This window comes from Pseudomonas sp. A34-9, assembly GCF_029543085.1.
Lineage (GTDB): Bacteria > Pseudomonadota > Gammaproteobacteria > Pseudomonadales > Pseudomonadaceae > Aquipseudomonas.
Genome location: NZ_CP119967.1, coordinates 3,267,711 through 3,282,132 on the forward strand (window position 1 = coordinate 3,267,711; position 14,422 = coordinate 3,282,132).

The following is a 14,422-nucleotide window of genomic DNA, read 5'->3' on the forward strand; positions in this document are numbered from 1 at the left end:
AAAACCCTTTGTAGGAGCTGCCGAAGGCTGCGATCTTTTGATCTTGCTTTTTAAAAGATCAAAGTCAAAAGATCGCTGCCTTCGGCAGCTCCTACAGGGATCGGTGTCAGAGCAATAAACCGATTTGGGTCTTCTTCGGCAGCTTGCTCACCACCAACTGGTGCGAGCGCTGCAACAACCCGCGCAATTCCTCAGCGCCCAACGGGTAGGGCGGATGCATGATGATCCACTGCGCCCGCGCCAGATACGGCGCCGGGTGAATGCCCGGGCGGTCGCAATGACCGAGAAACAGATCCTTGTCGACCTTGAATGCCAGTGAATCCCCACGCAGCCCCTGCAAGGCAAACATCTTGTTGCCGGCAATGGAAAACACCCGCACGCCACCCCATTTGTAATCTTCCCGAGCGCCCGGCAATGCCAGGCAGAACGCCGCCACGTCGGCTTCGCTCATCTTTCCCTTGCTCATAACAACCGCTCCCCACAGGCATTGAATGATTCGACCAGATGGTCGATCCACGCGCGCACCGCCGGCATCACCCCGCGTCGATGCGGATACACCGCTTGCAGCCAGCCGCCGGGCAACGACCACTCGGGTAGCAGCTGCACCAATGTGCCGTTGTGCAGTTCCTCTTCGCAGTACATCATCGGTAGCAACGTAAAACCCTGGCCGGCCAGTACGCAGGCTTTGCGCACAATAAAGTCATCAATGCCCAACCGTGCTTCCATGTTCAGCTCGAAACTGTTGCCCTGCTGATCGAGCAGACGCACATGAACCAGACGATCGGCCTCCAGCGCACCGAGCACCGGCAGCGTTTTCAAGTCTTGCGGATGGTTAATCGTCTGACCCTGGATAAACGCCGGGCTGGCCACCACGACCATTTGCGCCTGACGCAGGCGCCGGGTGACCAGCAATGGGTCCTCATCACCATGTTCACGCACGCGTAACGCCACATCAAAGCCTTCGCCGACCAGATCGACGCGGCGATTGAGCAGGACGACTTCGAGTTGCACCTGCGGGAATTTACCGAGAAATTCGCTGATCACCCACGGCAACATCTCACGCGCCAAACCGGTAGGGCACGAGACGCGCAGTCGACCGCGCGGCTCGCTGGACATGCTCGCCACCGCCTCATCGGCCATTTCCGCTTCCAGCAACATCGCCTGACAGTGACGCAAATAACGCTCGCCCACCGCAGTGAGGTTGAGTTGTCGGGTGGTGCGTTGCAGCAAGCGTGCGCCAAGACGATCTTCCAGTTCGGCAATGCGCCGTGACAAGCGTGACTTGGGAATGCCCAGCAAGCGCCCGGCCGCCGCAAAACCGCCGGCCTCGACGACTTTGGCGAAATAGTAGAGATCGTTGAGGTCTTGCATCGTTGAATTCCAACTGTTCTATCAGTGGGACAAACTATCGCATTTCAGGCGGCTAATCATCCATTGGTTTCTTGCGTAGGATTGTCTCCATTCCGTCGCCACCGGCGATTCCTTCCAGGAGATTCCACATGAAACTGCTGCATATCGATTCGAGCATTCTGGGCGACAACTCGGCTTCCCGTCAGTTGAGCAGCGAAGTCGTCAAAGCCTGGCAGGCCGCCGAGCCAAGCGCAGTCGTGACCTACCGCGACCTGGCCGCCGACGCCATCAGCCACTTCTCGTCGACCACCCTGGTGGCCGCCGGCACCACTGCTGAGCTGCGTAACGCCGCACAACAGCACGAAGCCGAACTGAGCGCTTCGACCTTGGCCGAGTTCATCGCTGCCGACGCCGTCGTCATCGCTGCACCGATGTACAACTTCACCGTACCGACCCAACTCAAGGCGTGGATCGATCGCGTAGCAGTCGCCGGTCAGACCTTCCGTTACACAGAAGCCGGTCCAGAAGGCCTGTGCGGCGGCAAGAAAGTGGTGATCATCTCCACTTCCGGCGGCATCCACGCCGGTCAGGCCAGCGGCATCGCTCACGAAGAATACCTGAAGCTGGTGCTGGGCTTCCTTGGCATCACCGATATCGAAATCGTCCGTGCCGAAGGCCTGGCGTATGGCGAAGAAGTGCGCAACAACGCCATGACCGCTGCCCAGGCGAAGATCAGCGAGCAACTGTTCGCCGCTGCGTAAGGCTTGCGTAAAGAACAGCTGATGTTCAGGTAACCCCCAAAAAACTCTGTATTCTGGTTCCGCAAGGGGCGAATACGGAGTTTTTTGTTTCTGGCTGTTACATAATCTGGCCCGGGTTATGCAGTCACACAATCAGCGTCTGAGTGCATTGTCGTAACGGAATACCGAATCCCCGGGGTTTCAGGCCCGCAACGCAACGGGACTTTCGATTGAGTAACAACAGGGTGGGGCATCCCATGATGCGTCTTTGTGCAGCGTTACTGATTTGCCTGCTCGGCGGCCTGAATTCAGTGCAGGCTGCGCCTGGGCGACACCCGGTGTGGAGCGTCGGCTACCACGAAATGACCTTCCTCGATCCGCTGGATCTGCAACCGATGCGCGCCATCGCCTTCTATCCCTCCAGCGACCGCGAACACATGAGCCTGCTCGAGGGCTACTCGATCGAGGCCGGCGAAGACACCAAAGTCGCCATCGGCCGCTTTCCGATGCTGATGCTCTCCCATGGCAACACCGGCACGCCGCTGGCGCTGCATGACCTCGCGACCTCGCTGGCGCGCAAAGGCTTTGTCGTGGTGGCGGTGATTCACCCCGGCGACAACTCCAAAGACCACAGCCGATTGGGCACCCTGAGCAATCTCTATGGACGGCCAATCCAGATTTCCGAAGCCATCACCGCAACCCTGGGTGACCGCATGCTTGCGCCGTACGTGAACGCCGATCAGGTCGGGGTGATCGGTTATTCGGCGGGCGGTGAGACCGCGTTGATTCTCTCCGGCGCGCAACCGGATCTGGATCGCCTGCGCCGGTATTGCCAGGAGCGCCCGGACGATCGTGACGCCTGCAATACGCAGGGTGAGCTGATCGTCGATCGCGATGACCTGCAACCGGTGGCTGATCCGCGTGTTCACGCGTTGCTGTTGATGGCGCCGCTGAGCTTGAAGTTCGGTCGTCACACCCTGGCCGACGTGCATGTACCCGTGCTGCTTTACAGTGGCGATGGCGACAAACTGGTGGCTTTCGACAAAAACGCGGCTGCGCTGGCGCGCAAACTGCCGACGGCGCCGGATTTCAAATTACTGGCCGGGGCAGGGCACTTCGTGTTTATGGCGCCGTGCAATGAAGAGCAGATTCGCGCCATGCCGGCGCTGTGCACCGATGCCGATGGTGTGGATCGCGAGGATATCCATCGCAACCTTATCTCGGAGGCGGGGCGGTTCTTCTCCCACGCTTTGGGCAAGCCGACCCGGGCGGGCATGCAAACTGCGGATCAATAGATCAAAAGATCGCAGCCTTCCGTACACCCTGTAGGAGCTGCCGAAGGCTGCGATCTTTTGACTTTGCTTTTCAGGTCAATGCCCGGCGCTTGAGCAACAACGTCAAGCCCAGCCCGATCACCGACAACAGCGCCGCACTGAAGAAAATCCACGAATAACCCAGGTTCAACGCCACTGCGCCCATCAACGGCCCGGCGATCGCCAGCGCCAGATCGAAAAACACAGCGTAAGCGCCCAACCCCGAACCCCGGCTGGAACTGGGCACCTGTTTGATCGCCTCGACACCCAACGCCGGATACACCAGCGACAGGCCAAACCCCGCCAGCCCGGCGCCGATCAAGGCGAACGCGGTGGAGGGAGCCAGCCACAACATCACCAGCCCCACGGTTTCGATGGTCATGCAAGCGATGGCCGAAGTGAAACCGCCGAAGCGACTGATCGCCGAGATAAACATCAGGCGCGACAGGATGAAGCACACACCAAACACCGTCAGGCAGTAAGCTGCGCCGGTCCAGCCACGGTTCAGGTAATACAAGGTGATGAACGTGGTCAGCGTGCCGTAGCCGATCGAGGCCAGGGTCAGGCTGGCGCCATACGGGGCGATCCGCCCGAATACCGCCCAGAACGGCAGCCGTTCGCCGCGTATCACCGGCACCGAGGGTTTGTTGCGGATCAGCAGCAGCGCGCCTGCCGCCAGTACCGCCAGCGCGCTGCCGAGGCTGGTAAAGCCGTAATCGGCGACCATCACCACACCCAACGGCGCACCAATGGCAATCGCGCCATACGAAGCGATACCGTTCCAGCCAATCGATTTCGCGGTGTGTTCGACACCCACTTGGCCCATGCACCAACTGATGGTGCCGACGCCGATCAAGCCCTGCGCGATACCGAGCAGCAAACGGCCGATGATCAGAATGATCAGGCTGGTCAGCGGGAAGTCCTGCAGCAATGTGGAGAGCAACGTCAGCAAGCCGCTGAGGACAATCCCCCACAAGCCATAAATGATCGCCCGTTTGGTCCCGACCGTATCGGACATGCGCCCGGCCATCGGCCGGCTGAGCAGGGTGGCCAGGTATTGCGAGCCAATCACCAGACCGGCAATCACCGCGCTGAAACCCAATTGTTCGTGCACATAACCAGGCAACACCGCAATCGGCAAACCGATGCAGAGGAAGGCAATAAAGGTATAGAAAACGATTGAGACGATCTGCAGGGTGATCGCCATGGAGCTTTGCGGTGGCAGTTGCTGCGCAGACATGAGGACTCGTTCGCGGGCGGCGGTGGGAGAGTTCGCATCATGGCGTGGGTGTCAGATAAAAGAAAGCAGGCTAACTATTTTCCCTGAGGATTGATGTAGCGGCTGATGGCCCCTTCGCGAGCAGGCTCGCTCCCACCTTTGGAATGCATTCCCCTGTGGGAGCGAGCCTGCTCGCGAAGGTAGCCGCACCCGCAAATCCCTCACCTTGGAATGCAAAAAGCCCCGTCACATGGACAGGGCTTTAGCTTGAAGCTAGCAGCTCAATACTTGAAGCTGCTTTTAGAACACCACACCCTGACTACGCAGGTAGTCATCGTAGGTGCCGCTGAAGTCCGTCACGCCGTCCGGGCTCAGCTCGATAATGCGCGTGGCCAGGGACGATACGAACTCACGGTCGTGGCTGACGAAGATCAGCGTGCCCGGGTAGTTTTCCAGCGCCAGGTTCAGCGCCTCGATCGATTCCATGTCCAGGTGGTTGGTCGGTTCGTCCATGATCAGCACGTTCGGCTTTTGCAAGATCAGCTTGCCGAACAGCATGCGACCTTGCTCACCACCGGAAATCACTTTGACCGACTTGAGGATCTCGTCGTTGGAAAACAGCATGCGGCCCAGAGTGCCGCGAATCATCTGCTCGCCTTGAGTCCACTGACCCATCCAGTCGAACAGGGTAACGTCGTCTTCGAAGTCGTGTGCGTGATCCTGGGCGTAGTAGCCCAGTTCGGCGGCGTCGGTCCACTTGATGCTGCCGGCGTCCGGGGTCAGTTCGTTGACCAGGGTGCGCAGCAGGGTGGTTTTGCCGATACCGTTCGGGCCGATGATCGCCACGCGCTCGCCGGCTTCAACCTGGAAGCTGAAGTCTTTGAACAGTGGTTTGCCGTCGAAGCCTTTGGCCATTTTTTCGACGATGACCGCCTGGCGGTGCAGCTTCTTGTTCTGATCGAAGCGGATGAACGGGCTCACGCGGCTCGAAGGCTTGACCTCGGCCAGCTGGATCTTGTCGATCGCCTTGGCACGGGAGGTGGCCTGCTTGGCTTTCGAGGCGTTGGCCGAGAAGCGGCTGACGAACGATTGCAGCTCGGAAATCTGCGCTTTCTTCTTGGCGTTGTCCGACAGCAGTTGCTCGCGCGACTGGGTCGCCACGGTCATGTACTCGTCGTAGTTGCCCGGGAACAGGCGCAGCTCGCCGTAATCCAGGTCAGCCATGTGCGTGCACACGCTGTTCAGGAAGTGACGGTCGTGAGAGATGATGATCATCAGGCTGTTACGCTGGGTCAGAACGTTTTCCAGCCAGCGAATGGTGTTGATGTCCAGGTGGTTGGTCGGTTCGTCGAGCAACAGCACTTCCGGATCGGAGAACAGCGCCTGCGCCAGCAATACGCGCAGTTTCCAGCCTGGCGAGACTTCGCTCATCGGGCCGAAGTGCTGCTCGATGCCGATACCCAGGCCCAGCAACAGTTCACCGGCACGGGACTCGGCGGTGTAGCCGTCCATTTCGGCGAATTCGGTTTCCAGCTCGGCCACGGCCATGCCGTCTTCTTCGCTCATTTCCGGCAGCGAGTAGATACGATCGCGCTCGGCCTTGACCTTCCACAGCTCTTCGTGACCCATGATCACCGTATCGATCACGGTGAATTCTTCGTAGGCGAACTGATCCTGGCGCAATTTACCCAGACGCACGTTCGGCTCGAGCATGACCTGACCGCCGGACGGGTCGAGATCACCGCCGAGGATTTTCATGAAGGTCGACTTGCCGCAACCGTTGGCGCCGATCAGACCGTAGCGATTGCCCGCACCGAATTTGACCGAGACGTTTTCGAAGAGCGGCTTGGCGCCGAACTGCATCGTGATGTTAGCTGTAGAAATCAAGAGTTTTTCCTGCGAAGCATTCTTAAAAAGCGAGGGTGCGGCTGCAGCGCGTGGCCCGAGTCAAAGTGCGCTGAAGCGGGAAAGTCCCGTCATCAACCAGGGGGGCGCGTAAAGTTTGGCGGCGATTGTACTGGTCTGGCTCTTTAAACGATAGGGCGATCACGCCACGATCGCCGATTGGCAGGATCACGGGACAGTTTTTCACAGTTGAAGATTCACTATCGGTTACAAACTGTGGCTAAAATGCCACCTTTCACCGAGCGTCCGGTTACGGCGCGGGCCAGGGACGTGCCATGTGTATTCAGACCACTGCATAAGACGCTGGGCCTCAGGCCGCCGGGCGCGCAGTTTGTTCACTTTCTGACGTGTGACGATTTCCGTGAAACTCATCATTGCTGCTATTTATGTCATTTCCATTGCATACGTTCATTTGCGTGGACGTGTGCGCCACAAGCTCGGTCGACAACTGAGTGACCATTCGACGTTTCTCGCGCCGATCAACTGCTTTCTTTATCTGTTTTCGAAGAAGCCGAACAAGCCGTACCTGGACCCGAGCGAGTTTCCTGACCTGAGCCCGTTGCAGGCGCACTGGGAAGAAATCCGCGCAGAAGGGCAGAATTTGCTGCGCGCCGGCGAGATCAAGCGCTCTAACCAGTACGACGACGTCGGTTTCAACTCCTTTTTCAAAAGTGGCTGGAAACGTTTCTATCTGAAGTGGTACGGCGAAAGCCATCCGTCGGCGATGAAGCTGTGCCCGCGCACCACCGAACTGGTGCAAAGCATTGGTTCGATCAAGGCCGCGATGTTCGCCGAGCTGCCACCGGGCTCGAAACTGGTGCGTCACCGTGACCCGTATGCCGGTTCCTATCGCTATCACCTGGGCCTGGACACGCCGAATGACGCTGGCTGCTATATCAACGTGGATGGTGAGAGCTACCACTGGCGTGACGGCGAAGCGGTGATGTTCGACGAGACGTTTATTCATTACGCGGAAAACACCACCGACAAGAATCGCATCATCCTGTTTTGCGATATTGAGCGTCCGATGAAGTACCGCTGGGCCGCCGCGTTCAATGCCTGGTTCAGCCGTACGGTGATGTCGGCTGCCGGCGCGCCGAACGATGCTGGCGACCGCACCGGTGGGATCAACCGGTTGTTTACCCGGATCTACAAGATTCGTCTGCGGGGAAAAGAGCTGAAAAAGCGCAATCGCAAGCGTTACTACATGGAAAAGTGGGCGATCTTCGGTGGTTTGCTGGCGGTGTTCATTCTGATCTGAATGCTATGCAGTGGCCACGCGACCCTGTAGGAGCTGTCGAGTGAAACGAGGCTGCGATCTTTTTATCCTGGTTTTTAAAACAGAATCAAAAGATCGCAGCGTGCCGCAGCTCCTACAGCGCGAGTGTCGATACGAAGACTCTCGCATAAATAACCTGTCAGCCGCCTGACGCTTTCTTCGGTTTCCTCGCCGGAGCAGTCTTCTCTTTCGCCTTTGGCTTCGCCGGCGCTTTCCCACCCAGACTGCGTTTAAGCAGCTCGGTCAAGTCGATCACATCAGCGGTTTTGCGCTCTTCCTCGCCACCCACCGTTTCGACATCCTCGATCTTGCCTTCATGGGCCTTTTTCTCGACCAGCGCCATGATCTTGTCTTCGAACTCATCCTTGTAATCCTCGGGCTTCCAGTCCGCGCTCATGTCCTGCACCAAGCGTTTGGCCATATCCAGTTCGCCCTTGGCCAACTGCGGCTTGGTCACTTCGCTGCCCAGCTCCAGCTCATCGAGGCTGCGCACCTCTTGCGGCCAGCGTAACTTCACCAGCACCAAGGCAGAGTCGAGCGGCATCAACGCTGCGAGGTACTGGCGCGTATGCAACACCACGCGGGCGAGGGCGACTTTGTTGGTTTTGCTCAGGGTTTCACGCAGCAGTGCGTAAACCTTGCCGCCGCGTTTGTCGGGTGCCAGGTAGTAGGGCGTGTCAATGTTCTGCAGGGGAATCTGTTCGGCGTCGACGAAAGAAAAGATGTCGATGGTCTGCGTCGATACGGGATGCGCCGAGCGAATCTCTTCCTCGCTCAGCACCACATAACGGCCCTTTTCATAGGCCACACCTTTGACGATGTGCTCCTTGGTGACTTCCTTGCCGGTGACCTTGTTGACCCGTTTATAACCCACCGGGTCCATGCTGCGGCTGTCGAGCCAATCGAAATCGACGCCCTGCGACGAGGTCGCCGAGACCAGTGCGACAGGGATGTGCACCAGTCCGAAACTGATTGCGCCTTTCCAGATTGCCCGAGCCATGGTGAGTTCTCCGAGTGATGATCGGATGACCTGCGGCCGTGACTGAAAGTTTCCCCGGAATGCGCGGGTTTCGAGTAACTCGGTCAAACCGAGTTACATGTTGTTTAAGGCTGGCGGGTTAACAAATCCGAACCCTGAGCGTAGCGTGGACTCGAACGCTCTATCCCCGGCCCATCGAGAGGCAGCGTCATGAACCGCATTCTGCTTGGCATCGTCGTCCTGACCCTCAGTGGTGGTCTGGTTCATGCCGACGTCCTGTTGGCGCAAAGCCCGACGGGCAACAGCAATAATCCCTACAACAGTCCGATCCGCCGGGCCAATCCCAACAGTATGCAGGGCACTCAGCCCAGCGCTCCGCCCGTTCGGGGGCCGAACACTGTACCGACGCCGCGTCAGCCTACGGTCGAGAACCGGGGCATTGGTAACGGCCAGCCGCTCCGCTCGGTGCCGAGCACGCCACCCACGTTCATTCCCAACCCACCTTCGCGCAGCGGAGACAGCAACCGTTGAGCGGCAGGACTGAGGTTCTGCCGGCCCTGCAAACGAACAAAAGGAATCGTGCATGTTGCGTAAAACCCTTCTAGCCACACTGTGTGCCGGTGCGCTGATCAGCGCACCGGCTTTTGCCGTCGCTCCCAAAGAGTTGCAAAGCGAACAGGGCACCCTTGAAGTCACAACCATTGCCGCCGGCCTTGAACATCCGTGGGCGCTGGCGTTTCTGCCGGATCGCCAGGGCATGCTGGTCACTGAACGCCCTGGCAATCTGCGCGTGGTCGCCGTCGACGGCAAACTGTCGGCGCCGATCTCCGGTGTGCCGCAGGTCTGGGCCAAGGGGCAGGGCGGGTTGCTGGATGTCGCGCTGTCACCGGACTTCAAACAGGATCGTATGGTCTATCTGTCCTACGCCGAAGGTGGCGGTGCCGGCGACAAGGCCGGCACCGCGGTGGGGCGTGGACGGCTTTCGGATGACTTGAAGACGCTGAAGGATTTCAAAGTGATCTTCCGCCAGGAACCGAAGCTTTCGGTCGGCAATCACTTCGGCTCACGGCTGGTGTTTGATCGCGACGGTTATTTGTTCATTACCCTGGGCGAGAACAACGACCGGCCGACGGCGCAGGATCTCGACAAGCTGCAAGGCAAAGTCGTGCGCATTTACCCGGACGGCAAGGTGCCGGATGACAACCCCTTTGTCGGCCAGTCCGGCGTTCGGCCGGAGATCTGGGCTTACGGCGTGCGTAACCCGCAGGGCGCGGCGCTCAATCCGTGGACCGGCACGCTGTGGGAGAACGAGCACGGCCCGCGCGGTGGCGATGAGGTGAACATCATCGAGCGCGGAAAGAACTACGGCTGGCCGCTGGCGACCCATGGCATCAATTACTCGATGCAGCCGATCCCGGAAGCCCAGGGTCAAACCGCCGAAGGCACTGTCGCGCCGCACCATGTGTGGGAGAAATCGCCGGGCGTTACCGGTATGGCGTTTTACGATGCCGATCGTTTCAAGCCGTGGCAACACAATGCGTTTATCGGCGCGCTGGTGACTCAGGAACTGATCCGCTTGCAGTTCGATGGTGACAAGGTGGTGCACGAGGAGCGCTTGCTGGGCGAACTCAAGCAGCGGATTCGCGATGTACGGCAAGGGCCGGATGGTTACTTGTATGTGCTGACGGATGAAGAGAAGGGCTCTTTGTACAAAATCGGCCTGAAGCCCACACCTTGACGGGTATTCCCCTGTAGGAGCTGTCGAGTGCAACGAGGCTGCGATCTTTTGATCCTGTTTTTTTCAATCAAAAGATCGCAGCCTCCGGCAGCTCCTACAGGTGGGTGTTCACGTTTCTCGGGTATACAAAATCACCGCCGCACGCAATTTTCCCCGGCCAAACCGGCACATTTTCTCGAACTCCCCGTGACTCACCGGCACATGTTGGCAATCCATGGGCTGTCGATGCTGGCTGTGGTCAACATCCGGGTCATGCAGGTAAACGAAGTCTTCGTCACAATCGGTCACGACCACCCAGTGCGGCGATTTGGAGCGCGTCAGTCGATAGCTGCTGATCAACACCAACGGCTGCCCACCGGCATCCAGCAGTCGCGGCAGATCCAGCAACGCACCGATCACACACTCGACATCGGTCTCCTGCAATTGCGCCGTGAACTCTTCGTGTACCAAGCGCATGACGTCTTTTTTATGCGCGTCACGCACACCGTCGAGGAACAGCGGCCCACTCATGCTCAGCGCCATACGCACGCGAAACCCCCGACGCCACGCCGCCAATGCCAATCCCTGCGGGCTGCAACCGCCATGGCCGGAGGTCATGAACACCGTGGTCGCTTCCCGCCAGACCTGCAGTTCCTCTCGACGCTCCAATGAGCGATCCGCTTGCAGCGCACCCATCGCCATCAACAGACACGCCGGCCCACAGGTGAAGTCGGTGGTTTGCGGGTAGTAAGGCACCTTGATGCTGCGCGAATCACGGTGCTGAAGAATGCGTTTCTCCAGCCGCAGCGCATCGGCGTGGTCTTCGTAGTAATCGTGAATCAGCGCAAAACGCCGGTAGCCATTACGCTCGTACAGCGCGATGGCCGCAGGGTTGTCGAGGCGCACCTCCAGGCGCAGGTACGCGCAGTCATGCTCCAGGGCCATCGCTTCAATGCGCTGCAGCAATGCCTTGCCCAGGCCCGTGCCGCGCGCCTCAACGGCGATCGCGATGGAATACAGCCGCGCGAGCGAAGTGCCGCGATGGAACAACACCAACGCGTAACCCAGCAGTTGGCCGTCGCACTCTGCCACCAGCAACTGCCCGTGGGCGCGGGTGATCATCCATTGAAAGCTGCGACTGGTGAGCCGGTCCGTGGTGAAACATTGCATTTCCAGTGCCAGCAGCGCCGGCAAGTCTTCAACTACCGCCAAACGAAAAACAGCTTTCATATGACCACCGTAAAAGTTGCGTAACGAAACGAGACTTTCAAAAAACTTCGTGCTTAATAGAAATGGTCTTGTTCTCCAACGGATCAATCTCTATGTCAGCGGTACAGGGTCATTGGCGCGAAGTATCCGAGCAAAGTTTGCCGGCGGCAACTTATTTAAAATCAGCGATTAAAACATCCAGTCAGGTTTTGATTATTGTTGAGCGCAAGGAAGACTGGGCCTCCTATTTCCCCAGCGAAGACATCCTGACGGCGCAGGAATACCTCGAGCACAGCTGTGACAGCGAGCCGGGCAAGCGCGTGCAGGTGATCAATCTGTGTCGCAGCTACAAGTACCTGGGCCACGGTTACTACTGCTCGTTGCTCGCCGAGGCACGCGGACACAAAGTGATCCCATCGGTGCGGACCATCAGCGAACTGACGAAAAAATCACTGTACGGTCTCGCATTGGACGATCTCGATAAAACCCTTGAGAAAGCCCTCAGTCATCACCTCTACAGTGATACCGAAGGCTTTACGCTGACGCTGTATTTCGGTCGAACCCACATTGAGCCATTACAGGATCTGGCCCGACAATTGTTTGAAGTGTTTCCCTGCCCGATTCTGTTAGTTGAGTTTCGCAGAACTAACGGCTGGCACATCGAAGGCATAAAGTCTGGTGCCTTGCACAAGTTGCGTGATGATCAGGAAGATCAGTTTGCCAATGCGCTGGACGGTTTCAGTCGTAAAGTCTGGCGTGTGCCGCGCTCGCCGCAAGTGGCGCGCTACGACCTGGCAATATTGCACGATCCACAGGAGGCGTTGCCGCCGTCCAACGCCAAGGCACTGACGAATTTCGTCCGGGTCGGTAAAACCATGGGCATCGACGTCGAACTGATTGAACGCAAGGATTACGCACGTCTCGCCGAGTACGACGGCTTGCTGATCCGCGAAACCACCAGCGTCGACAACCACACTTATCGCTTCGCCAAGAAAGCCGAGAGTGAGGGACTGGTGGTGATGGATGACCCCACGTCGATTCTGCGCTGCACCAACAAGGTCTATCTGACCGACCTGCTCAACAGCCATCAACTGGGCATGCCCGCCACCGAAATTCTCTACAAGGAGCGACCCGAAGACTTCGAGCGAGTGGGTGAGCGCCTTGGTTTTCCGTTGGTGCTGAAGATTCCCGACGGCTGTTTTTCTCGTGGTGTGATCAAGGTAGAAAGCCAGCAGGCCTTGCTCGAAGCCACTGCTGAACTGTTTGAACACTCGGTGTTACTGCTGGCTCAGGAGTTTTTCTACACCGAGTACGACTGGCGCATCGGCGTGCTCAATCGCAAACCGATCTTCGCCTGCCAATACTTCATGTCCAAGGGTCATTGGCAGATCTACAACCACAAGGCCAAAGGCCAGGACGTCAACGGCGAATGCCGCACGATGGCGATCCACGAGGCGCCGCGTGCGGTGGTTGAACTGGCGGTAAAGACCGCCAACCTGATCGGAGACGGCCTCTACGGTGTCGATCTGAAGCAGGCCGGCGACAAAGTGGTGGTGATCGAAGTCAACGACAACCCCAACCTCGACGCCGGTATTGAAGACGCTTATTTGCACGACGATCTTTACTCATTGGTGCTGGAGGAGTTCGTGCGGCGCCTGGAACTCAAACGTCGCGGTCAGGCCTGGTGACGCACCGATGATCAACAGCTTCGCACTGAGCCACGGTGCCTTGCAGCGTGTTGAGCGACTGGATGCCGAGGTGATGCTGTTCAGCAACCCCGATGCCGCCGAGCGCGACTTGCTGCACAGTCATTTCAAGGTCGATGAACATGCATTGGCGTCCGCGCTGGACCCGGACGAGGTGTCGCGCATCGAATTCCATCCCGACCATTTGTTCCTGATCTGGAAGCGTCCGGAAAATTATTCCGGTGGCGGCAGCCTGGCATTCGAGGTGTCATCCTGCGGCTTGCTGTTCGCGCCGGGACAATTGCTGGTGATCGCCACTGACGACACGCCGCTGCACGGCCTCGGCACCCGCCAGCCGTTGAACACGCCGCTGGATGTGTTGCTTGACCTGCTGTTCAACAACATCCATCACTACCTCGGGCACCTGAAAGTGATCAAACTGGTCGCCCGTGAACTGCAACAGAAATTCAACGCCTCGATGCAAAACCAGCATCTGGTGCAGATGTTCAACCTCAGCGAAAGCCTGATCTATTACATCAACGCGCTGCACAGCAACGGCGCGGTGCTTACGCGGCTGCGCAATCATGCCGAGAAGCAGCATTTCGCCAGTGAGGCGATCGGCCTGATCGACGATCTGATCATCGAGAACAACCAGTGCTACAAGCAGGCAGAGATCTACTCCACGGTGTTTTCCGGCCTGATCGATGCGCGTGGCAACCTGATGAACAACAGCATGAACAACCTGCTGCGCAAACTGACGCTGATCAACGTGGTGTTTCTGCCGTTGAACCTGATTGCAAGCATTGGCGGCATGTCGGAATTCAGCATGATGACGGCGGGCACGCCTTGGTGGATTTCCTATCCGGTGTTTTTGCTGGCGATGTTGCTGGGGGCAGGGGGGATGTTGTTGGGGCTGCGGCGTTTGGCCAAATAATCGGCTAGTGCAAGCTACCTATGTAGGAGCTGCCGAAGGCTGCGATCTTTTGATTTTGTTTTTAAGTGCCAAAATCAAAAGATCGTCCGAAC

The 14,422-nt window shown here is 58.3% G+C and carries 13 protein-coding genes; 7 read left to right on the plus strand and 6 right to left on the minus strand.

What is annotated here, in order from left to right:
* Positions 1-106 precede the first annotated feature (106 nt).
* On the minus strand, positions 107-466 hold the full coding sequence (locus P3G59_RS14495) for an MmcQ/YjbR family DNA-binding protein (protein ID WP_123596121.1): 360 nt from the start codon (positions 464-466) through the stop codon (positions 107-109).
* Entirely contained in the window at positions 463-1,371 is a 909-nt protein-coding gene (locus tag P3G59_RS14500) for a LysR substrate-binding domain-containing protein (protein ID WP_277762099.1), read from the minus strand. The genes P3G59_RS14495 and P3G59_RS14500 overlap by 4 nt, the downstream gene beginning before the upstream one ends.
* Positions 1,372-1,499: 128 nt before the next feature.
* Between P3G59_RS14500 and P3G59_RS14505 the strand changes: the two genes are divergently transcribed.
* Together P3G59_RS14505 and P3G59_RS14510 are read left to right on the plus strand one after the other, a co-directional pair.
* Positions 1,500-2,111 carry an FMN-dependent NADH-azoreductase gene (locus P3G59_RS14505; RefSeq protein ID WP_277762100.1) on the plus strand — a complete coding sequence of 204 codons (612 nt, stop codon included), beginning with the start codon at positions 1,500-1,502 and terminating at the stop codon, positions 2,109-2,111.
* 236 nt (positions 2,112-2,347) lie between these two features.
* Positions 2,348-3,385 carry a dienelactone hydrolase gene (locus P3G59_RS14510; RefSeq protein ID WP_277762101.1) on the plus strand — a complete coding sequence of 346 codons (1,038 nt, stop codon included), beginning with the start codon at positions 2,348-2,350 and terminating at the stop codon, positions 3,383-3,385.
* A 70-nt stretch (positions 3,386-3,455) separates the two neighbouring features.
* On the opposite strand, the gene P3G59_RS14515 is transcribed toward P3G59_RS14510, so the two are convergent.
* Together P3G59_RS14515 and P3G59_RS14520 are read right to left on the minus strand one after the other, a co-directional pair.
* Positions 3,456-4,643 carry an MFS transporter gene (locus P3G59_RS14515; protein WP_277757758.1) on the minus strand — a complete coding sequence of 396 codons (1,188 nt, stop codon included), beginning with the start codon at positions 4,641-4,643 and terminating at the stop codon, positions 3,456-3,458.
* 279 nt (positions 4,644-4,922) lie between these two features.
* Positions 4,923-6,509, minus strand: a complete 1,587-nt coding sequence (locus tag P3G59_RS14520; protein WP_007914779.1) for an ABC-F family ATPase — start codon at positions 6,507-6,509, stop codon at positions 4,923-4,925.
* A 379-nt stretch (positions 6,510-6,888) separates the two neighbouring features.
* Between P3G59_RS14520 and lpxO the strand changes: the two genes are divergently transcribed.
* On the plus strand, positions 6,889-7,788 hold the full coding sequence (gene lpxO, locus P3G59_RS14525) for a lipid A hydroxylase LpxO (RefSeq protein WP_277757759.1): 900 nt from the start codon (positions 6,889-6,891) through the stop codon (positions 7,786-7,788).
* Positions 7,789-7,945: 157 nt separating this feature from the next.
* Here lpxO and P3G59_RS14530 read toward each other — a convergent pair whose 3' ends face one another.
* Positions 7,946-8,806 carry a Ku protein gene (locus tag P3G59_RS14530; protein ID WP_277757760.1) on the minus strand — a complete coding sequence of 287 codons (861 nt, stop codon included), beginning with the start codon at positions 8,804-8,806 and terminating at the stop codon, positions 7,946-7,948.
* Between the two features lie 189 nt (positions 8,807-8,995).
* Here P3G59_RS14530 and P3G59_RS14535 point away from each other — a divergent pair, with 189 nt between their 5' ends.
* On the plus strand, positions 8,996-9,316 hold the full coding sequence (locus P3G59_RS14535) for a hypothetical protein (protein WP_277757761.1): 321 nt from the start codon (positions 8,996-8,998) through the stop codon (positions 9,314-9,316).
* Positions 9,317-9,368: 52 nt separating this feature from the next.
* Entirely contained in the window at positions 9,369-10,523 is a 1,155-nt protein-coding gene (locus P3G59_RS14540; protein ID WP_277757762.1) for a PQQ-dependent sugar dehydrogenase, read from the plus strand.
* A gap of 108 nt (positions 10,524-10,631) precedes the next feature.
* On the opposite strand, the gene P3G59_RS14545 is transcribed toward P3G59_RS14540, so the two are convergent.
* Entirely contained in the window at positions 10,632-11,732 is a 1,101-nt protein-coding gene (locus tag P3G59_RS14545) for a peptidase C39 family protein (protein WP_277757763.1), read from the minus strand.
* 92 nt (positions 11,733-11,824) lie between these two features.
* Here P3G59_RS14545 and P3G59_RS14550 point away from each other — a divergent pair, with 92 nt between their 5' ends.
* On the plus strand, positions 11,825-13,399 hold the full coding sequence (locus P3G59_RS14550; RefSeq protein ID WP_277757764.1) for a RimK family protein: 1,575 nt from the start codon (positions 11,825-11,827) through the stop codon (positions 13,397-13,399).
* Positions 13,400-13,406: 7 nt separating this feature from the next.
* Entirely contained in the window at positions 13,407-14,330 is a 924-nt protein-coding gene (locus tag P3G59_RS14555; protein WP_277757765.1) for a CorA family divalent cation transporter, read from the plus strand.
* Positions 14,331-14,422 lie beyond the last annotated feature (92 nt).

Coding starts and splice junctions, on each gene's coding strand:
- P3G59_RS14540 (WP_277757762.1), top strand. CDS start 9,369: ATGTTGCGTAAAACCCTTCTAGCCACACTGTGTGCCGGTGCGCTGATC.
- P3G59_RS14495 (WP_123596121.1), bottom strand. CDS start 466: ATGAGCAAGGGAAAGATGAGCGAAGCCGACGTGGCGGCGTTCTGCCTG.
- P3G59_RS14535 (WP_277757761.1), top strand. CDS start 8,996: ATGAACCGCATTCTGCTTGGCATCGTCGTCCTGACCCTCAGTGGTGGT.
- P3G59_RS14550 (WP_277757764.1), top strand. CDS start 11,825: ATGTCAGCGGTACAGGGTCATTGGCGCGAAGTATCCGAGCAAAGTTTG.
- P3G59_RS14505 (WP_277762100.1), top strand. CDS start 1,500: ATGAAACTGCTGCATATCGATTCGAGCATTCTGGGCGACAACTCGGCT.
- P3G59_RS14530 (WP_277757760.1), bottom strand. CDS start 8,806: ATGGCTCGGGCAATCTGGAAAGGCGCAATCAGTTTCGGACTGGTGCAC.
- P3G59_RS14545 (WP_277757763.1), bottom strand. CDS start 11,732: ATGAAAGCTGTTTTTCGTTTGGCGGTAGTTGAAGACTTGCCGGCGCTG.
- P3G59_RS14510 (WP_277762101.1), top strand. CDS start 2,348: ATGATGCGTCTTTGTGCAGCGTTACTGATTTGCCTGCTCGGCGGCCTG.
- P3G59_RS14555 (WP_277757765.1), top strand. CDS start 13,407: ATGATCAACAGCTTCGCACTGAGCCACGGTGCCTTGCAGCGTGTTGAG.
- P3G59_RS14515 (WP_277757758.1), bottom strand. CDS start 4,643: ATGTCTGCGCAGCAACTGCCACCGCAAAGCTCCATGGCGATCACCCTG.
- P3G59_RS14500 (WP_277762099.1), bottom strand. CDS start 1,371: ATGCAAGACCTCAACGATCTCTACTATTTCGCCAAAGTCGTCGAGGCC.